Below are 20,477 nucleotides of genomic sequence, written 5' to 3'. Positions count from 1 at the left end.
ATTTTCTTATGATGAATAAAAAATCTGGTCACCAAGCGTCATTGCGAGGAGACCGTAAGGTCGACGAAGCAATTCAAAAAATGAACCAGGAATGGATTGCTTCTTGGCTCACGCCTTCTCGCAATGACGTTTTTATGCTGTTTAATACTTATACAATAAAAATTGTAGGGTGCTATGAGCTATACCACCCGATCTTCTTCTTGTGTTAAAAATTCCTCCAGCTTTTCTCTTGTGTAATCTTTTTCTTCTAAGATTACTTCATTGTCAAAAATATGTTGCACTGTTTTTTCTTCTAATAATGGACCTTTTAAGTGCTCAATAGATCGAGGGTTTTCTTGATAGAATTTTAATATTGCTTTTTCTTGACCTGGAAATCTCCTTGCTTGAGATATAACAGCATTTTTAATATCATCCTGTTCAATACGTAAATTCTTAACTTGCATATATTCGGATAACATCAGACCTACTCTAACACGACGTAAGGCTAGCTTATTATAGTACTCATTAATTTCTGCTTCTGATTTATCTTTAAATATTGAATCTGAGTCGTTACTTTTCTCCGTTTGAGATTTTAAAGTATCTACTTCCTGAGCTATTAAAGATTTGGGAACATTAAACGTTAATATCTCTTCTAATTGATCAAATAATCTCATTTTCATTAAAGTATGTATATGCTCCCTATATTCATCTGCTATACTTTTAGAAATATTAGTACGCAATTCTTCAACTGTCTTACAATTAAATTTCTTAGCAAACTCATCATCAACGACTATTTCATCGGCATAATGTACCGCCTTTACCTGAACAATAAATTTAGCAGGCTGACCTGCGATTTGTTCCATATGATATTCTTTTGGGAATGTAACATTAACCTCTACCTCATCTCCAGCTTTACTACCAATAAGCTGATCTTCAAACCCATCAATAAAAGCTCCACTACCAATTACTAATTTGTAATCTGTAACTTTACCACCTTCAAAAGGCTCATTATTGACATAACCAATCGCATCAATAGTAACTTCCTGCCATTTTTCTACTTTCCCTTTATTTTCTTTAGTATAATTTTTTGACATAGATGCAAGTTTATCTATTTGCTTATTAATATCCTCTTCCTCAATTACTAATTTTGGATAAATAACTTTAATTTTTTTAAAATCTGGTAATTCAACATCAGGTAGTAGCTCAAATTTTAGAGTAAATTCTAGATCTTCATTATCTTTATCACATAAATCTTCTAATTGAGGATTACCTACTGTTTTTAGTTTATGATCTTTTATAATATGCTGTACTGCGTGATTAATTTCATGGCTTACCACATCAGATCTAACAGATTGCTTATATTTTTGATTAACAATGTTGATTGGTACTTTCCCAGCACGGAATCCATTGAGTTTAACTTTTTTTGATAGATTATCTAATTCTTTTTGCACTTTATTGGCAATTTTAGAAGAAGGAAGGACTACTTTCACTTCAAAATTTAGATCTTCATTTTTAAGTTCTGTGACTTGCATACTAAAAAACTCATTAGCAATATTAAAATATCATGCAAAGACTTGAAGGGCTGCAAAATCACTCCAATTTTTGCGTTATTAATTTAGTGGTGCGGATGGAGGGACTTGAACCCCCACGCCTTGCGGCGCTAGAACCTAAATCTAGTACGTCTGCCAATTCCGTCACACCCGCATAGTGTATCTTGACTATTTATCAACTAGTCTCAGCTAAAAATTTTGTCAGACAGTCATAATACACATGATACAAGTTTTGTAAATCGCTAACTTTTGTATATTCATTAATTTTATGAGCTGTCTCAGATAATAAGCCAAATTCCACAACAGGACAATAATTTTGGATAAACCTCGCATCAGAAGTACCACCACTAGTAGATAATTTTGTAGATATTTGAGTTGTATCAGATACTACTTGAACAAAATCAGCAATTAACCCTGTTGGTTCTTGGATAAAATAATTAGCTGAAGATACACTACTTAATTCATATTTAAATTGGTATTTAGCACAATATTTGGTAACTATCTGCTCTATCAAATCTGTTATGCTAGATGACGAATGAAGATCATTAAAACGAACATTAAACTTTGTTGTAACTTTCCCTGCTATTACATTACTTATATCATTGCCTACATCAATAGAAGTAATTTCTAAATTTGACTGTTGAAAAAATTTACTCCCTTCATCTAATCGATAATTAACCAACTCATTAAGTATTTGAACTAAAGGATGAATCGGATTATTGGCTTGTAATGGATATGCCACATGCCCAGCTGTACCATATAGAGCTAAGTTAAAGTTAATACTTCCACGTCGACCAATTTTTACGGTATCCCCTACTTGATGTTCATTTGTTGGTTCGCCTACAATAGCAAGATCGATCAAATTATTATCATAGTCAATTGATGAGAAGTTGGGGACGTTGTCACTTGTCGCTCGCCTATTACTTATAGGCGTCGCTCCATCGCTCCTAGCCCCAAATTCTCCTGAATTGACTATATCTCGATGCAAATATTTTAGCATTTCTACAGTGCCATATTTGCCACTTCCTTCCTCATCACTAGTAATTAGAAAACTAATTGAACCATTAGGAACTTTAACACATTCAATGAACTGCAAGCTAGCAGCCAAAAAACATGCTATCGCTCCCTTCATATCAACAGTTCCCCTACCATAAATCTTCTCACCCACCTTACTTGCTATAAAAGGATCATTAAGCCATAATGCTCTATCACCTGCTGGCACAACATCAACATGTCCAGCAAAACAAATATTAGGACGAGCAGTACCATAAACAGCATAAAGGTTGGTTACTTTATAATTATCTTCACCAAATATTTTGGTTTCAGTCTTAAAACCATTTTTTTCTAATAAATTACCAATATATTCAATACAACCGTTACTCTTAGGGGTTATTGATTGAAAACTAATCAATTTTTCAAGAAGTTGTATATACATATTCCAACTATTCTCGGACAACCAAAACAGACACCCCAGAATGCCGCACAATTTTCGACGCATTGGGTCCTAACATATAATCTCTAAGCTGTGGTCGTACTGCTGAAATAATAATTAAATCAGCTTTTACTTCATTAGCGTATTGTATTATTTCATCATAGACCGCCCCTCGACCAATATGTAATTCAACTTCGATCTCCTCAGGCACATATTGTCTAATTAGTTCTGTTACTTGTACCCGATATTTTTCTTTTTGATCTTTTGCCCAGCTTTTAGGCAAATAATCCTCGACCATTTTCATACCAAAATCCGAGATGATATAAAGAAAATGTAATTTGGCATTAAAGATAGTAGCAAAACTTAAAGCTTTGGGTAATATCGCCTTAACCGATTGTTTATCCGACAAATCTAATGGTATTATTATATTTTTAAACACAATTAACAACTACTCCGATATTTATCTATTTCTTACTGCTGAATGTTTTGGCAAAATAAAGTTATTAGTATCAGCAAAATGATTAATATCGATATTATATAACATATAATTAGAATGTTTAAAATGTTTTACATTTTTATGAAACATACCAATAAATTTATCCAATAATTTAGCATCCATACTGCTATTAGTAACTAAAATTGCCGTTACTGCCACTGTATTCAAATCTGCAGTGATTCCAGGATATAATCTTTTATCCAGCAATCCCTTATGAAAAGCTTTATTAGTGGCTAGTAATTGTTCAATTTTATCATTTTCCATAGGTATAAAATCAATCCCGCAACTATTAGCCGTAAATCCTACTAAAGCATTAGGATGACCTACCGTCATAATCATCACATCAATTTTACCATTACAAAATTGTTTTATTGACTCTTCGTAACTCATTTCATCGCAATCTATTGGCTCTTTGGTAAAATTATATAACTTCCTGATAGCATTGTAAGTAATGGTATTACTAGACAATGACAAACCATTTGATATTCTCTTCCCTTCAATATCTGAAAAGCCTTTTATCTTATCCTTATCCTGTCCTTTTACCAAAACAGTAAAAAGCTCGTCATATAAATTAAGCACCTGACGCATTTCTTGCATTTTCTCTGTATTGGCATAATGCCCAACAGCTTCAAACGCTTCCAATGCTATATTGGATTGCACCAAAGCTAAATCTATCTTACCTTCTCTTAACAAAGTTAAATTTTCAACACCTCCATTGGTAGGTACTACTTCACAATTTACAGTTTTATCAGCTAAAGTAATGGTTCTACACAAATCCAATCCGATAGAGTAATAACCTTTCAAAATCGAACCAGAACCAATTCTTATTGTTTTTTGCGAAGCTAAGACACAATTATTAGTACAAAACAGACAAAAAACTACCAATAAAACTCTAAAATTGTTCATAAATATAATATACACTATAACTAATTGACCACTAATACTTTTTAAGATAAATAATTAAAAAAATAATCTTCTTTACCCTATTAGCAATGACAGCAATGTCTCAACGTCATTGCGAGACCGCGTAGTGGTCGAGGCAATCCATTTTTTATTGCTTTTATGGATTGCTTCGTTGACCTACGGTCTTCCTCGCAATGACAGCACGATGTGTACTTATTCGGTACTAATTCAGGTTAATTGACTATATCACTCTATATAATCATATCAAGTTCAGTTTTTTATACATTTCTTCATAAGATGAATATGTATTTATATTTAGACCTTTACTTGATTCTTTTAACACGTTAACAGATTCTTCGTTCTATTCTAATGTATATAGCTTCTCTTACAAAATTCATTATCGTATCTTTTTTAATAGCCACTTAAGTAAGTATATCAGTAAATTATAAAAACGGAAAACCAAATTTACATTAATTTCTTGGTAAAACCTTAAATTTAGGTAGTTCGTATAAAAAACTCCTATTCCTTATAATATTCTTCTCCAATTTCAATTTCAGCCCGGTTGTTTGACTTACGCCAATTATTGCTGTCCCTTAGTGAGTAGATACAGCCACAATATTCTTGCTTATAAAAATTCTCACGTTTAGCTATTTCATACATTCTACTACTCCCCCCTGATTTTCGCCAATTATAGGTCCAGTAAGTTATTCCATCGTAATGAGAGGCAGCTTTAATGCCTGATTCATTAATTTGGTTCATGTCTTTCCAGCGAGAAATACCAAGAGAACTGGTGATAACTTTAAAATTATTTTCATAGGCATAAAGGGCTGTACGTTCAAAACGCATATCAAAGCACATAGAACAACGTTTGCCTCTTTCTGGCTCCCATTCCATACCTTTGCTTCTTGCAAACCAATTTTGTACGTCGTAATCTGCATCAATAAAATTGATACCCATTTTTTCAGCAAAACGAATATTTTCATTCTTACGAATTTCATACTCTTTTTTAGGATGAATATTGGGATTGTAGAAAAAAATAGTTAAGTCAATACCAGACATCAACATTTTCTCCATAAGTTCTCCTGAACATGGAGCGCAACAGGAATGTAATAGAACTTTATTTTCACCATTCGGTACTGATAGGATTTCATTCATAATTAGTTACTAATTTTCTTTATAAAATTTTAAAATAACATACGATATAGCTAATCCAAATTCATTAGATTTAGATTGCTTCGTCGCCGCTAAAGCGGCTCCTCGCAATGACGCTTGAGTTTAAAACCCGTCACGACTCCCGCAATGACGTAAAAGATATTGCATTGTTTTGTAGAAAAATGCATAATAAATTATTATTTTTTATTAACAATAATTTTGTCACTAATATTGAATATTAGTCTAATTGAGAGATAGATGTTGAATAAAACAACTAATTTGCCTGAAGGCTTTGAGTATCTGGATCAAATAGATCCAACTATAATTCAACAAATGATGTATTATAGTACTAGGAATTTTATAGGAGAACGGATCAGGGGCTATAAAGCTCCTAGAGCTATACTAACTAAACAAGCCGCGATTGCCCTAAAAAATGTTCAGCAAGATATAAAAAATGATAACTATTCTTTAGTAGTTTATGATGCTTATAGACCCCAAAAAGCTGTACAACATTTTGTTGTCTGGGGAGAGGATACTGCTGATCAAAGAATGAAAGAATCTTACTATCCATACATTAATAAGACTGAAATTTTTTTGTTAGGTTATGTTGCTAAGCAATCACCTCATAGTCGTGGAAGTACGGTTGATCTGACTATTATTGAACTTGGAAAACAATTAAATACCAGCCCTAAAATGATCAAAAGAACCATAAAAGATGGTCGCTCCATACCCTATTTTGACGATAATACGGTTGACATGTGTAGTTCTGTAGACCTTATGGATTCGGTATCTTGTCATGATAGTGACCTAATTAATCAACGCTACTTACAAAATCGTAATTATTTACGGGCAAAAATGAAAAAGCATAATTTTGAGGAATATTCTCCTGAATGGTGGCATTATACTTTACAAGACGAGCCTTATAAAGATCAGTATTTTGATTTTGATGTTGAATAATGTTTGTAGCTAACCTGTTACTTCGTCATTGCGAGAAGCTTAGTTCGCAACACACCGTCATTGGGAGACCACGCAAGTAGGTTGTGGCAATCTACCTGCTGCCGTCATTGCGAGGAGGCGTAAGCCGACGAAGCAATCCACTCTTTATGGATACTCTTTTATGGATTGCCACGCCATCTACGGTGGGTCGTAATGACGTTAATTTTTAACCCTCCAAATCAATATTGTTTCAAATATAACACAACTAAACACAACTAATAGGAATTTGTAAAAAAATACTCCAAGTAGCTTGTAATTAATTAATTTTACATATATAGTACTTGCGTGGATATTCTAAAAGGTTTTATGTAGAATAGATAGTGTCATCCATGTAAAAAGGCTGTCGTCTCTGCAAAAAGGTATCATCCCCTCAAAAATGATATTATTCTTAGCAACGATGGGAATCTAAAAAAACTGATATTCCCGCTGTTGCTAAGAATAACATAAAATGAGGGGAAAATAACCAGAACTTCGTGTAGGAGGGACATAATTAGAACACGGAAAGGACATTAAGGTTTTAGAGTTAATTACTCCAAGAAACTGATTTAGAAAATAAATTAACTTAAATTAGGAAAAATTATGAATAACAAAAGAAAAAAAAGCAATTTCTTGAAAAATTTGCTGACTACTGCTTCTGTTGCCTCGGTGATAGTTGGTGCAAGTAGTTCAGCGTTTGCTGCTGCTCAGAGGAATTTAACAGCTAATCTAGATATGACTGCTGCTATTACTGCAGGCAACTGGGTTGCAGGAGATTGGATCACCTATGATAATGGTGGTAATTGGACTATTAATGCTAACGTTGCTGGGGGGAGAATTCTCTCAATTAACACTAACACTGCTGCTGCTGCTGCTGCTAATCCTCCTGGTATGCTAACCGTTAATGCTGCTACAACTATTGGTTCTATCGGTTCTGCTGGTAATAATCTTCTTGAGGTAAATATTGTTGCAGGTCAATCTTTAACTTTAAATGCTGCTGGTGGTGATGCTGCCCAGATTGCTCTTGGTGCTATCGCTCCTAACATTTATACTAACTTAGGTCCAATTGATTTCAATGCTGGTTCGATCTTAAATATTACTCCTGCTGTTGCTCATGACCTCGTTTTTGCTAAGGCTACAATACTTAATGGTCAGAATGCAACATTGAATATTAATAACCTTGCTTTCATAACACAATTCAACACAAATAGTTTTGCCTCAGCTAACACAATTAATATCAGCGATGGCAGTACTCTTCAATTTGCCACTGATCCTACTGCTCTTACTACATTACAACTTCAGCAAGGAGAGCATAGTGCTATCAACTTTGGTACTACTGGTACAGGTACATTGTTACTTACCTCTAAAGGAGCACCTGGTGCCCAGAATTTTACAGTTCAGTATGGATCGCTTGGTGGTAAAAATGCTGGTACTCTTACGGACGATTATGGTGTAATTAGTTTTGATACTACAGCTGCAGCTGGTGTGCTTTCTTCTAAGGTTGCTACAGCCGTAATAGGTCAAGATAAGGAGCATAGAGCTAAGAAACTCATAGTTCAAGCCGGTATGGGTGGTAATGCTGTTAATACTGCATCCGTTACAGGGAAAGTATATAGTAAGGAAATTGAGTTAAACGGTGGAACCATCATTTTCGGGGGTGGTGAAGTTTATGTAGGTGATGATGGAAAAACAAAAATGATTGTTGACTCAACAGTAATTATTCAAGATGATACTCATCTTGGTGAAGTAGACTTCAATAACACCGCCAGTACAATCAATGTTGCTGCTAACAAAACACTTGCAGGAGAATTTTATGGTCGCGTAGGTAAGAATGACAGAGCAGGAACGATAAATTTTGCTGCTGGTGATGGTAAATTTGATGGTAAGGCAGTTAGGTTGTCTGTTATTGAATCTGATGCTGGTACTTTGACATTTTCAGGAACTAAGGGAAATGATGTAGAGGAAATAAAAGCAAAGGCAGCTGGTGTACATTTTAGATTTGCTGATGGTTATGAATTGAGTGGTCATATTAATAAAACTGTTAATCCTTTTGCTACAGATCTAACTTTCTTAGGTGATGCTGAAATTAAGGGTACTATTTGTCAGGGTGGAATCCTTGGTAATATTAATATCACTGATAAGGATAAAACAGTAACATTAGATACTGATACGATTAATGCTGCTAATATCTTTACTGAGACTGGTGGAGGAACATTAGCCTTAAATAATAAATCTAAAAATGTAACCATTACAGCTCGAATAAGTGAAGTTGGTGGTGGTACTATTAATGCAAGTGAAATGACCTCTAACAATGATTTAATAATTGTGGGTGATATAGGAACTGATCCTTCTCAAAAAAACTCTAAGGCTTTAGATAAAATAGTATTGGCTGGACAGAATCTTCAATTTGTTGTTCTCCCTGGTGCAGGTTTTGTTAATGTTGGTGGAATTGATTTTAGCAACAAATCTTCGACAGTTAAGTTGGATATTGCTGATGTTAAGTATGCCTTGGGAACCTTGGGAAACGCAGAGAGTGCTAAAGTTGTAATTAGTGAAAATATCTCGCTATATAATACAAGCACTGCTGATAAAGGTATATTAAAGGAAATTCATTTTACAGGAGATAATATTTTAACTCTACATAGTAATGATATTGTTGCTGGCTCTATAACAACTAAAAATGCTGATCAAGGTACTTTAATTTTTGCTGGAAATTCTACTCTGAAAGGTAATATAGGAAAAGAGGAGCGTAAATTTAAAGAAATCCAAGTATTGGAAGGTGTTGAGGCAACTACATCTGGTGTAGCTTACCTTAAAGAAGATGTACTCTTGGCAAACAGATCTGTATTAAATATAGATAGTGACTATTATGTTAAAAGAGTTGTTAGTACTGACGCTGCTGGTGTTGGAACACTAAGATTTACTAATAAGGATAAGGTAAAATTAGTAACATCTCAAATTCAATCTTCTGCTCGTGCTACTAATGCTGGTAATGCGATCGAGAGCTTAGAACTGAATGGTGGTAATGTTCAATTAGTTAATAGCGGTATATCATTCAAGAATATTAATTTCACCACTAAAGATAAAGCTATCTTAGAGTTAGGTGAAGATATGCAACTTGCGGGAATAAATGTTAAGAGTAGTGCTACCGAAATGCCTACAATTCAGTTGATAAACGCAAAAGATGATGAAATTACTGCAGGTCAGCATATTGGAGAGAAAGCTCATTATGTTGATATACAACTTACTAAAGATAATGCTTTAAATGTTAAAAGCCAAGATGCCTTTATTGCTGTAAGTACTAAAACTAATAATTCAGGTGTTGTTAACTTTGAGGTTGCTGGTGGTACTAATTTAGTGGTCGATTATTTAGGTTCTGAGAATAGCCGCTTAAAAGAGGCTAATTTTAAATCAAATGTCGAAAACCGTGGTAGTACACATGTTCAAAAAGCTACGATTTATGATGGTATGACTTATACAGCTAGTGGAACAGTAGCCGGTGATGTATTAAATATTGGTAGTACTGATGGTGGTGCTACTGCTAGCTTTAAGGATGGTGTTATTTTAAAAGATACTCTGATCAATGTAGGAACAAATAACAAAATCAACTTTACAGGTAATGCTACAATTATTAGTAATATTGGTAAATCTGATAATAAATTTGATGAAATTAAATTTAATGGAGACAAAAACAGTACTGCAACCTTGGGCTGTGATTCTATAAGTGCGAAAACAGCTAACTTTGGTAAAGAAAAGATTAAAGTTGCTGCTAGTGATGTTACACTTGATGCTGTTTCACATATCGATGCAAATATTGATTTAGGTTCTAATGAGCTATTCTTAAAAGAAGGCGGAACTTGGGGAAAAGATGTTAGTATTACAACTACATTAACTGCAAATGGTAAACTTGGTTCTATTAGACTTGGTAATACTGTTACTGTTGCTGCTGATTTACCAGTAAAGGTTCAGACTATAGGTATTCACATTATTGATGATGCTTCTTTACAGGATTATCGTGATGCTACATTTACCCTCATAGATGGTGATAAATACTTAGTTATGAAGGATGGTAAAATCACACTCACTGGAATGCCAACCACAAATCGTGCATATACTGAGTGGGTTATTGAAAGTAAAGATGGCAAACAAGTGATTACACGTAAGGTCAATGAACGCGAAGGTATGAAAAGTGACTTGAATCAGTTTGGTCATAATTCTATCAATGATGAAAATGTTGAGGCACTTCTTACTGCAAAACGTGGTACTGATGGAGCAAAATTTGCGGATGATGTAAGTCTTATACTAGATAAGAAAGTACGTAAGGATGTCATGGATAGACTTTTCAATAGTGAAAATGCTCATGTAACCACAGCATGTGCTGACGTTGCTCGTCGTGTTGCTAATAGTATTGATAATATAGTCCAGAACAGAAATACTAGAATGGCTGTTGCTGCTGGGTCTGATGATGGTAATGCATCAATGGGTGCATGGATTATGCCACATTATAGCCAAGCTACTCAGGATCAGGATAAAAAAGATAATTCTATTGGCTATACATCAAAATCTTTTGGTGGAGTCTTGGGTTTCGATACTTTATTTAATGAGAATCTAACAATCGGTGCTGCTGTTAATGTCGCTAAGACTGATATGAAATTTAAAGGTTATAAAGACGAAAAAGCCAAAATTGGTACTTTTGGGGTCTCTCTTTATGGGTCACAACAACTTGATAAAGATTTTTTTGTACAAGCTGTGGCTTCCTTTAGTTCAAGTAAAATTGACAGTAATGATGTTAGAAAAGTATCTAGTAAGGTTCATACTAGTGGTAAGGAAACTGCTAAAGCTAGTTATGATTCTATGTCTTTCGGCGGAGAAGTATTATTTGGTTACAATGCTAAACTAGCTGACTCAGTATCATTAACCCCGACTGCTGGAATTCGTTATACAAGATTTAATGATGCAGAGCATAAGGAAACTGGTACAACACATCAAAATAAGATCTTTGCTAAGAAAGAAGCCAATATAGTTGAAGCTGTCATCGGGGCTAGAATTGCAACTACTATAGATACTGATGGTATTGCAATAACTCCTGAACTACATGGTTCTGTTTCTCACAAATTAAGTGGTAAATCAGGAAAAGTTGATGCTAGATTAGATGGCATGACTGATCCGTTTGTTACTAGAACTGAGAAAGGTAGCAAAACATCATATAATGTTGGTGTAGTTATTGGTGCTAAAGCCGGAGTTATGGAGTATGGAGCTGGTTATGATGCATATTTAGCTAATAAATATGTTGCTCACCAAGGTACTCTGAAAGTTCGTGTAAACTTCTAAACTAATCATTTAAGTTTACTTATCTATTACTACAAAAGGGCTTCCTTTCCAAAAGGAAGCTCTTTTTGTTTGTATACTCAAATGATTTGAGTATATTATTGGCTCTGTTCAGAAAAAAGTACAAGACGTCATGGCTCAGGGCTGCTTTGCGGCGACGCATCTTATACTAATTATCTTTGAATACAGAATTAATAATCCAATTCCAACTAGTGATAGATTTAACAATTTGAGGACTTGCTTCATATTTTAATATAGCATCCGACATTCTATTTAACACATCCTCCATTGAATGAAATAATTTGTTGTAAAAGAATTTTTCTTTTATTTCTTCCCCCACATTCTCAGCAGGAATGTGGGGTGTGGTATAAAAAACTCCTCCCAACCAGTATATATATTATTGTTTCAACTATTTTATAATTTCATTAAAAAAGTTTTGTATTGTTTTTGTAGTGTTTTTTTGTTAAAACTCCCCAAAATTGACCTACAAAAAAATCTATTTTTCACCCTGTTGCAAGGGGGAAAAATATGACAGAATCATTAATTCTTCCTAACGCTTTAGTTGAAAATCCTGATGTTATCTTTTATAATATAGTCGGTAATTTCGTCCCGCCTGAATGGTGAAACCTTACCAATAATTGTGGTAAACAATTAAGTAAAACTTCTCGTCAACTCTTGTCATTGATAGTTTCTCGTCTACAGTTTGAAGTAGTTGAGATTTAATCTTACATTTAGTAAAATAAACAAATTATTAAATGGAGATTAAAATGAATTTAAATCAGAAAATAATAAGACCAAAAATAGGATTACTTGAACTAGCAAAAAGCTTAGGAAATGTATCTAGTGCATGTAAGACAATGGGGTATAGCAGAGATAGTTATTATAGATTCAAGGAATTATATGAGAATGGTGGCGATGAAGCCTTGTATGAAATAAGCCGTAAGAAACCCATATTGGCTAACATAGTTGATCCATTTTTGGATTGCTTCATTGTTCTAAAGTAGCTCCCCGCAATGATGCCAATTTAATTTCCTACTAAACTACTAGCAAATGCAGCCGGGTCAAACGGCTTTAAGTCATCTACCTTCTCTCCTATCCCTAAAAAACATACTGGTAAGGCGAATTTTTGTACTACACCAACCACTACACCAGCTTTTGCCGTACCATCTAATTTAGTAACTATCAGACTTGTTATATTAGCAATAGCGGTAAATTGCTCGACTTGGTTATAGATATTTTGTCCAGTAGTTGCATCAATTACTAATATACTATGGTGGGGAGCTGTATCATCAATTTTCTTAATAACCCTAACAATTTTGGCAAGTTCTTCCATCAAACTCTTCTTGTTATGTAACCTACCAGCTGTATCAATAAATAATATATCCACATCATTTTTTATGGAAGACTGCATAGCAAGATAAGCAACACTAGCAGGTTCAGCTGATTCTTCGCCGGTGATAAACATTGAACCACTTTTATCAGCCCAGCTAGATAATTGATTAACAGCGGCGGCTCTAAATGTATCACAAGCGGCAATTGCTACTTTCTTACCTTGTTTACGATAAATACTAGCCAGCTTACCTATTGTGGTAGTTTTTCCTGAACCATTAACGCCACAGACTAATATGACATTAAGCTTTTTATCGTGTAATTCAAAATTTTTACTAGCCTTGATCAATAATTGCCCGATAATGTCGGCAAGCTGCTCTTTGATTACCAAGCTACTTACTTCTTTATCAAATTTGATAGCTCTTAGTTTATTGACCAGTTCTATTGCCACAGAAGCAGTTATATCTGCCGATATTAACAACTCCTCTAATTCACTTAAAGTTTGCTCATCTAGTTTTTTTTTATAAAATATTTGGTCAATGCCTGAAGATATTTTATTGGAACTATTGACTAATACCTGTTTTAATTTAGTAAATATAGAGGTCATTTTATTGCCGCTCTTTTAAGTCTGTCATTAATTGCAACACCGATACCAATTTCTGGGATAGAGGCAACGGCAATTGCTAATCCATTTAATTCTGCATAATTATCCAATATTCTAAGACTGGCAAATAAGTTGCTAGCAGCGATAATTAAGTCTCCAGTTAAACTTAAATTAAGCGAAAAATTGCCCTTTAGCTTACTATTAGCAAAATTAAGACCTACCTCATTAGCTTCCAAACTCTCTGCATTCAGTCTCATTTTAACTTTTGGCGAGTAATGTTTATTGATCATCCCTGGGGCTTTAATTTGTATCAAGGAAGGAGCTTTGTCTATTTTCTTACCAATAACCTTCTCTAACGCTTCCAACGTAATAAAACCGTCTCGCAAAATAGTTAAGTTATTAGTAGTACTATCTACTATGGTTGATTCTATACCATATTGACACTCATAATCACTCGAATTATCTTCTAAAATAAAAACATCTTTCTCACCTGAAAAATGCTCTTTTACATGATCTAAAGTAGTAGCACTAATGTAACCTGATGGGTTAGCACTAGGTGCCGCTATCGATGTGCCAGATTTTCTTATTAGCTCCAAAGCAATATTATGCGATGGTATACGGAGTGCAACCGTTGTTAGTCCAGCTAATAATGATTTAGCGATATTGGCTTCACTTTTTAATGGCACAACAATCGATAAAGGTCCAGGCCAAAATACTTCACTTAATTTAAGAGCATCTGCATTAAATTCCCCGATAGTTTTAGCTTGGCTCATGGTTGCCACGTGAACAATCAGAGGGTTTATGCTTGGACGCTTTTTTACCTTAAAAATTTTCTGACAAGCTTGCTCATTACTAGCATCTGCTCCAAGTCCGTATACTGTTTCTGTGGGAAAGGCTACTATATTACCAGATTTAATAAATTTGGCAGCCTGCCTTAATATATCCGTCATAAAGCACTAAATTTTGCTAATTTATTAAATAATTGTCTAACCATTTTTAATAACAATAAACGATTATTAGCAATTATACGATCTTCATCTTTAACCATCAAATTATCAAAAAAATCATTGATAGGTTTCAACATTTCCAGTAGTCCTCTCAATGCTTTAGTAAAATCCTTTTCGGCAATGGATATGTCTATTTGCTTAGAAACGTTTTCCAACGATGAAAATAATTGTTGCTCATATTGTGAAATAAAAGCCTCCTGATTAACATCTCCTGCTATATTATTACCTTCTAATATATTATTTGCTCTTTTGTAAATAGTTAATAAATTCTCGCCCTCAGATCCAGCTAAAAACTTTTGTAAAGCACTAAGCTTTATTTCGCTAATCATTAAATCTCCTTCAATATCAAAATCAAGCACTGCATTAATTAACGATAGATCATAATGATTCTTGAAATAATATTTGGCTCGCTCTTCTAAAAACTCTAAAATTATCTGACTACTTTTAGTATATGTTATGTTTTCTTCAGAGTATAGCTGAATTACATACGCAACTAATTGCTTAATATTAATAGTTAGTTTATTAGCTAAAATTGTCCTAATAATACCTAATGCTTGTCGTCTAAGTGAGTAAGGATCTCTTGAGCCACTTGGTTCTTCTCCTATTAATATCAAACCTACTAAACTATCCAATTTATCGGCAATAGCCAATATTGCAGTATCCCCCATTGGTAAACTATCCGATGGACCTTGTGGTTTATAATGGTCTCTTATTGCCAAGGCAATCTGATCATTTAACCCTTCAGATTTGGCGTAATAATATCCCATAATACCTTGCAGTTCGGGGAATTCTCCTACCATTTCAGTTGTTAGGTCGCTTTTACAAAGTCTAGCTGCTACTTGCAAATCCTGACTTCCTGACATTAGACTTCCTGGATAAGTCAATCTAGTTGGTGATTTTGTCGTTGAAACTCGCCTTCGTTCCTCACGTACGTCTATGTACGCTGCGGTACTCGGCTTCGTTTTTCCTAAAAATCCATCAACTATCTCTGACTTATCCAGGAAGTCTATTATATAATTACAAATATTAGCAATTCTCTCCGTTTTTTGTCTTATACTACCAATCTTTGCGTGGAAAGTTATCTGCTCAAGTTTTAATAATCTAGATTCTAAGCTGTTAGACAAATCCTGCTGATAAAAGTATAAAGCATCAGATAATCTAGCAGCCAATACTTTCTCGTTACCACTTACTATAATATTTTGATCATGTCGCATATTACTAACAAAAAGAAAATAAGGGGCGAAATTACCAGCCTGATCAAAAGTACTAAAATATTTCTGATGAGTACGCATTGAGCTAATCAGCACTTCACTAGGTAACGTCAAAAATATCTCAGGTATTTTACCGACCATAACCACTGGCAATTCTACTAGCCCTGTTACTTCTTCTAATAATTTCTCATCATCTTTTATTACTAAATTAAGTGACTTGGTTATTTCTGATAGTTGATTTTTTATTATCTCCTTGCGTTCTTGTTGATCAATAATGACATTACTTTCCCGCAGCTTATTCTGGTATTCAGAAAAACTGTCTATACTCAAATGCTTTGAAGAATTGGCTCCGCAAAACTTCGGGGTATTCGCGTGCTCACGTAGATTTACTACGCTCCGCTCGCTCACCCCTTGTTTTTCGTTCCAATTCTCCAGATCATTTGAGTTCGCAATCGGTTCAGGACTAAGAAATCTATGCCCAAAAGTAATATTATTTGCCGTCAAATGCCCATATTTAATTGCTAGTATTTCACCATCAAATATACATAAAATATTCCTAAGCGGTCTAATCCAACTTATATCATAATTCCCCCAATGCATAGATTTTGACCAAATATACTTACTAATTGCTTTAGGAATTATCTCTTGCAATAATATTCGTATATCGGTTTCTGCGGTACTCTTTACTATTATATAATATAATTGCCCTTGCACTAATAGCGTAGACAATTTATTTTGCTCAATATTATTTGCTCGACAAAATCCTTCTATAGCTTGTTGTGCTGCCGAAACTTTTGGTCCTCTTATGATAATTTCTTTTGGTGGTATAAATTTCGGTAAATTTGTAATATATATAGCAATACGCCTAGGTCCAATAAATACCTGAACATCAGCAACTATCTCACCTTCCTGCAAAATTGTCGTAAATATGGTTTTATAAGCTTCTGCCGCATTTTTTTGCATCAAAGCTGGTATCTCTTCGCTAAAAAGCTCTAATAATAACTCACTCATATAATTCTTCTTTATCTTCTAATTCTAACCATTTATGACAGCATATTTTTGCCAAGTTACGTATCCTGAGTATGTAAGATGCTCTCTCTGTTACGCTAATTACTCCCCGAGCATTTAACAGGTTAAAAAGATGGCTAGCTTGAATACAATAATCATAGGCTGGTAACAGTAAATCTGCGGCAATTAATTCATTACATTGTTTTTCACTATCAATAAAATGCTGAGATAATATTGCTGTGTCAGCTAATTCTAGATTAAACTTAGAAAATTGCTTTTCAGCAGCAAAATCTACTTCACCATAGGTTAAAGCTTTTTCTCCAACCTGACCATTCCAGTCAATATTTTTAACTTCATTGATACCTTGTATATAAAGTGCCAGACGCTCTAAACCATAGGTAATCTCACCAGCCACTGGGCGACAATCAATACCACCAATTTGTTGCATATAAGTAAATTGCGATACTTCCATACCATCACACCATACTTCCCACCCAAGTCCGGCAGCTCCAAGACTAGGAGACTCCCAATCATCTTCAACAAACCTAATATCATGTTTTTGCAAATCTATACCAAGACATTCAAGGCTTTTTAAATATAGTTGTTGTATATCGTCAGGAGATGGTTTTAGTATAACCTGAAATTGATAATAATGCTGCATTCTATTCGGATGCATGGCATATCTACTATCATGAGGACGCCGAGAAGGTTGAACAAAAGCTACAAACCAAGGTTTTTTACCAAGAGTCCGTAATACAGTGGCAGGGTGAAAAGTGCCAGCTCCAACGTGAGCATCATATGGTTGTAAAATTGCACAGCCATAATCCTGCCAATAATTTTGTAAGGTCATGATAATTTGTTGAAATGATAATTTTTGCATGTTGGTAATTTTGTTTGTTCTTTCAAAAAAATAATATAGCTAATCAGGTTACTATTATTTCGTCATTGCTAGGAACCGCTTTGCGGCGACGAAGCAATCCAGAAAAGTGATTAGAAACGGATTGCTTCGTCGCTACTAAAGTAGCTCATCGCAATGACGTTTGTGGTGCATATAAGTCATTGCGAGACCACATAGTGGTCGTGGCAATCTATTTGGGTCACTTTCCTGGATTGCTTCGTCGCCGCAAAGCGGCTCCTAGCAATGACGAACTAATACTAATCAGGTTAGCTATATTAAATCTTACTCCACGTTCCCATTGGACTCTGTTTATAACAATCAATTATCGGTGTTGCAATAGTTAGTTCATTTATTGTTTTAATTATTAAACTTAAATTATCTAAAGCATCGTATATTATAATTACTCTCTGAAAATGTGCAAAATTTTTGTTATTAAGAATTTCTTGTATATCAAATGGGGCAATAATTATTAGGATGGTAGCCTGATTAGGATTCTCTAACTGATGAGTAATATAGACTGGTTGCTTCTCTGGTAATGGATCAAGTTTACTACCATGCGGAATAAACTGTTTTCTAGAATAAGTCCATATCATCTTATTTAGTGATTCTTGTACTTCAATATCTGGAACTAAAACCACAATTCTCAAATTGCTATGGTAAGATTTTTCTACTAAAAGACAGCTTGTCTTATATACTAATCCTTCAGTAGTGTGATAAAAACTAAATTGTTGCATGATTTTTCTCTTTTCTAAATCTTAAGTAATTTATCAATTATATTGATAGTTGCTGTCAACTATCAATAGCCCTCTATCTAGACCTTCTAGATCCTTATACACTTGCAGAACCGTATAGCCATGACTTACAAAAATTTCTGTAACAGATGCCACTTGATTAAAGCCAATCTCTAAAAATAATTTACCATTCTGTTTTAAAAAACCCTTAGCTTCTTTAGCAATTATGTAATATGACGCTAAACCATTATTTTCAGCAAATAAGGCTAAGTGTGGTTCATATTTTAGGGTCTCAGGAGACATATAAACAGTATCATCAAAGGAAATATAGGGTGGATTACTTACAATAATATCAAATTTTTGCTTTTTTAAATTCTCAAACCAGTTACTATTAACTATTTTAAATCTATCAAAAACCTTATATTTTATAGCATTTTGACGGGCAATAGCAATAGCTTCATTACTTATATCAGTAGCAGTTACATTAACATTGATATTAGCATTTAGCATTTCTAGTAATAAGCTTATAGCAATACAGCCGCTACCAGTGCCAAGTTCTAATATTGTTAACTCTGTTTTGAATGAACAATTTTTTTTAACATCCTTTAAAATCGCATCTACAATAGTCTCGGTATCTTGCCGAGGAATAAGTACTTTATCATTTATAATAAATTGGTAACTATAAAATTCCTTATATCCTACAATATAGGCTATTGGCTCTAGTGATCTACGTCTATTAACCAAATTCTCAAAAATAGTTTGTTGTTGCTGGGTCAATTCTTCTTCTGACCTTGCTAATAAATATTCAATAGACTTATTAGTCGCATGTTGCATCAATATGCGTGATTCTAAGTTAGCTGATTTAATGCCTACTGCTTGCAATTTGCTAGTAGCATAAATTAAGGATTCTTTTATATTCATGCGATTATCTCCGTAATATCCGGTGGTAGGGGTGATTCAAATTCTAATAATTTACCACTTACCGGGTGGGAAAAACTTATATACCAAGAATGTAATGCTTGCCTCTTGAAATCCATTAATTTTTGTGGTACTATGCTAAAATTGCAGTTAACTTTCCTACTATTTTTGCCATAAGTTTGGTCTCCCACTACAGAATGTTTTAAATGACTCAACTGCACTCTAATTTGATGAGTTCGCCCGGTAGTAAGTCGACATTCTAACATACTTATAATACCATTAAAAAATATTTCCTCTGTTTTATAATGAGTAATCGCCTCTTTACCACCAAATTTTAAAATAGTCATTTTTTGCCGTAAGATACGGTCTCTGCCGATATTATTTCTTATAACTCCTTCTTGTGGATTGATAATACCCCAAACTAGCGCTTTATATTTGCGTATAAGATTACGACTTTCTATCTGACTTGCAAGATGTACATGGGCAAAATTATTCTTTGCTACCACCATAAGCCCTGATGTATCTTTATCCAAACGATGAACAATACCAGGTCTTTCCAGCCCCCCTATGCTAGATAAAGATTTTGCATGGTGTAACAAGGCATTTACCAAGGTATCCTGGTGGTTTCCACTGCCAGGGTGAAAGGTCATACCAGCTGCTTTATTGATAACTATTAAATCTTCATCTTCATAAAAAATATCAAGTTTAATATCAGCTTCCTGCATTGTTAATGGATCAGGGGCTTTAAAAAATACTGAAATAATGTCATTCTCCTTGACCTTAAAGTTAGAATCAGAAATAATCAGACTGTTAACTTGTACTTGGGAGTCACATATCATCTTCTGAACTTGGCTTCTAGATGTTTTACTGATAAGACTTACCAAAGTCTTATCAAGTCTAAATCCATCTAGATTTTTGGGTATGTTATATTCTTCCATTACTTGAAATATTTTAAAATA

15 protein-coding genes, 1 tRNA gene and 1 pseudogene are annotated in these 20,477 nt (G+C 34.1%); 3 read left to right on the top strand and 14 right to left on the bottom strand.

Annotated elements, in window-relative coordinates; genetic code table 11:
* Positions 1 to 179: 179 nt before the first annotated feature.
* The 6 genes from tig to AAGD42_RS01895 all read right to left on the bottom strand — a co-directional run bounded on the left by tig (position 180) and on the right by AAGD42_RS01895 (position 5,515).
* The gene (gene tig, locus AAGD42_RS01920) at positions 180 to 1,511 is read right to left on the bottom strand and encodes a trigger factor (protein ID WP_341753062.1); all 1,332 of its coding nucleotides are present in this window, start codon (positions 1,509 to 1,511) and stop codon (positions 180 to 182) included.
* Between the two features lie 87 nt (positions 1,512 to 1,598).
* Positions 1,599 to 1,683, bottom strand: a tRNA-Leu gene (locus AAGD42_RS01915).
* A gap of 21 nt (positions 1,684 to 1,704) precedes the next feature.
* Positions 1,705 to 2,964: a succinyl-diaminopimelate desuccinylase gene (gene dapE, locus AAGD42_RS01910; protein WP_341753061.1), complete on the bottom strand. Its 1,260-nt coding sequence runs from the start codon at positions 2,962 to 2,964 to the stop codon at positions 1,705 to 1,707.
* 7 nt (positions 2,965 to 2,971) lie between these two features.
* The gene (locus AAGD42_RS01905) at positions 2,972 to 3,400 is read right to left on the bottom strand and encodes a universal stress protein (RefSeq protein WP_341753060.1); all 429 of its coding nucleotides are present in this window, start codon (positions 3,398 to 3,400) and stop codon (positions 2,972 to 2,974) included.
* A gap of 21 nt (positions 3,401 to 3,421) precedes the next feature.
* Complete coding sequence (locus tag AAGD42_RS01900; protein WP_341753059.1) at positions 3,422 to 4,363, bottom strand: TAXI family TRAP transporter solute-binding subunit; 942 nt, start codon at positions 4,361 to 4,363, stop codon at positions 3,422 to 3,424.
* 516 nt (positions 4,364 to 4,879) lie between these two features.
* Complete coding sequence (locus AAGD42_RS01895; RefSeq protein WP_341753058.1) at positions 4,880 to 5,515, bottom strand: epoxyqueuosine reductase QueH; 636 nt, start codon at positions 5,513 to 5,515, stop codon at positions 4,880 to 4,882.
* Between the two features lie 255 nt (positions 5,516 to 5,770).
* Here AAGD42_RS01895 and AAGD42_RS01890 point away from each other — a divergent pair, with 255 nt between their 5' ends.
* Together AAGD42_RS01890 and AAGD42_RS01885 are read left to right on the top strand one after the other, a co-directional pair.
* The gene (locus AAGD42_RS01890; RefSeq protein ID WP_341753057.1) at positions 5,771 to 6,469 is read left to right on the top strand and encodes a M15 family metallopeptidase; all 699 of its coding nucleotides are present in this window, start codon (positions 5,771 to 5,773) and stop codon (positions 6,467 to 6,469) included.
* Between the two features lie 618 nt (positions 6,470 to 7,087).
* Positions 7,088 to 11,815, top strand: coding sequence for an autotransporter outer membrane beta-barrel domain-containing protein (locus tag AAGD42_RS01885; protein ID WP_341760753.1), 4,728 nt, complete (start codon positions 7,088 to 7,090; stop codon positions 11,813 to 11,815).
* A gap of 166 nt (positions 11,816 to 11,981) precedes the next feature.
* On the opposite strand, the gene AAGD42_RS01880 is transcribed toward AAGD42_RS01885, so the two are convergent.
* Positions 11,982 to 12,152 (bottom strand): hypothetical protein, encoded by a 171-nt coding sequence (locus AAGD42_RS01880; RefSeq protein ID WP_341760752.1) that lies wholly within the window; start codon positions 12,150 to 12,152, stop codon positions 11,982 to 11,984.
* 427 nt (positions 12,153 to 12,579) lie between these two features.
* On the opposite strand from AAGD42_RS01880, the pseudogene AAGD42_RS01875 reads away from it, so the two are divergent.
* A pseudogene (locus tag AAGD42_RS01875) lies at positions 12,580 to 12,795 on the top strand (helix-turn-helix domain-containing protein); the annotation flags it as partial.
* 41 nt (positions 12,796 to 12,836) lie between these two features.
* On the opposite strand, the gene ftsY reads toward AAGD42_RS01875, so the two are convergent.
* The 7 genes from ftsY to AAGD42_RS01840 all read right to left on the bottom strand — a co-directional run bounded on the left by ftsY (position 12,837) and on the right by AAGD42_RS01840 (position 20,456).
* Positions 12,837 to 13,748, bottom strand: coding sequence for a signal recognition particle-docking protein FtsY (gene ftsY / locus AAGD42_RS01870; RefSeq protein WP_341753055.1), 912 nt, complete (start codon positions 13,746 to 13,748; stop codon positions 12,837 to 12,839).
* The gene (locus tag AAGD42_RS01865) at positions 13,745 to 14,686 is read right to left on the bottom strand and encodes an L-threonylcarbamoyladenylate synthase (protein WP_341753362.1); all 942 of its coding nucleotides are present in this window, start codon (positions 14,684 to 14,686) and stop codon (positions 13,745 to 13,747) included. Before AAGD42_RS01865 ends, ftsY begins: the two co-directional genes overlap by 4 nt.
* 5 nt (positions 14,687 to 14,691) lie before the next feature.
* A complete protein-coding gene (gene glyS, locus AAGD42_RS01860) occupies positions 14,692 to 16,974 on the bottom strand; it encodes a glycine--tRNA ligase subunit beta (protein WP_341760751.1) in 2,283 nt (760 codons plus the stop codon).
* Entirely contained in the window at positions 16,967 to 17,851 is an 885-nt protein-coding gene (locus AAGD42_RS01855) for a glycine--tRNA ligase subunit alpha (protein WP_341753053.1), read from the bottom strand. Before AAGD42_RS01855 ends, glyS begins: the two co-directional genes overlap by 8 nt.
* A gap of 293 nt (positions 17,852 to 18,144) precedes the next feature.
* Positions 18,145 to 18,603, bottom strand: a complete 459-nt coding sequence (locus tag AAGD42_RS01850; protein ID WP_094649769.1) for a DNA polymerase III subunit chi — start codon at positions 18,601 to 18,603, stop codon at positions 18,145 to 18,147.
* Positions 18,604 to 18,636: 33 nt separating this feature from the next.
* Positions 18,637 to 19,521 (bottom strand): peptide chain release factor N(5)-glutamine methyltransferase, encoded by an 885-nt coding sequence (gene prmC, locus AAGD42_RS01845; RefSeq protein ID WP_341753052.1) that lies wholly within the window; start codon positions 19,519 to 19,521, stop codon positions 18,637 to 18,639.
* Positions 19,518 to 20,456 (bottom strand): RluA family pseudouridine synthase, encoded by a 939-nt coding sequence (locus AAGD42_RS01840; protein ID WP_341753051.1) that lies wholly within the window; start codon positions 20,454 to 20,456, stop codon positions 19,518 to 19,520. Before AAGD42_RS01840 ends, prmC begins: the two co-directional genes overlap by 4 nt.
* Between the last annotated feature and the right edge of the window lie 21 nt (positions 20,457 to 20,477).

It is taken from the genome of Candidatus Tisiphia endosymbiont of Dioctria linearis (assembly GCF_964026545.1).
In the GTDB taxonomy this organism is placed as follows: domain Bacteria; phylum Pseudomonadota; class Alphaproteobacteria; order Rickettsiales; family Rickettsiaceae; genus Tisiphia.
The sequence above is the reverse complement of the archived record's forward strand: the minus strand, read 5'-3'. Positions and strand labels throughout refer to the sequence as shown.

Coding starts and splice junctions, on each gene's coding strand:
- AAGD42_RS01885 (WP_341760753.1), top strand. CDS start 7,088: ATGAATAACAAAAGAAAAAAAAGCAATTTCTTGAAAAATTTGCTGACT.
- AAGD42_RS01850 (WP_094649769.1), bottom strand. CDS start 18,603: ATGCAACAATTTAGTTTTTATCACACTACTGAAGGATTAGTATATAAG.
- AAGD42_RS01855 (WP_341753053.1), bottom strand. CDS start 17,851: ATGCAAAAATTATCATTTCAACAAATTATCATGACCTTACAAAATTAT.
- glyS (WP_341760751.1), bottom strand. CDS start 16,974: ATGAGTGAGTTATTATTAGAGCTTTTTAGCGAAGAGATACCAGCTTTG.
- AAGD42_RS01840 (WP_341753051.1), bottom strand. CDS start 20,456: ATGGAAGAATATAACATACCCAAAAATCTAGATGGATTTAGACTTGAT.
- AAGD42_RS01890 (WP_341753057.1), top strand. CDS start 5,771: ATGTTGAATAAAACAACTAATTTGCCTGAAGGCTTTGAGTATCTGGAT.
- tig (WP_341753062.1), bottom strand. CDS start 1,511: ATGCAAGTCACAGAACTTAAAAATGAAGATCTAAATTTTGAAGTGAAA.
- ftsY (WP_341753055.1), bottom strand. CDS start 13,748: ATGACCTCTATATTTACTAAATTAAAACAGGTATTAGTCAATAGTTCC.
- AAGD42_RS01895 (WP_341753058.1), bottom strand. CDS start 5,515: ATGAATGAAATCCTATCAGTACCGAATGGTGAAAATAAAGTTCTATTA.
- AAGD42_RS01900 (WP_341753059.1), bottom strand. CDS start 4,363: ATGAACAATTTTAGAGTTTTATTGGTAGTTTTTTGTCTGTTTTGTACT.
- dapE (WP_341753061.1), bottom strand. CDS start 2,964: ATGTATATACAACTTCTTGAAAAATTGATTAGTTTTCAATCAATAACC.
- prmC (WP_341753052.1), bottom strand. CDS start 19,521: ATGAATATAAAAGAATCCTTAATTTATGCTACTAGCAAATTGCAAGCA.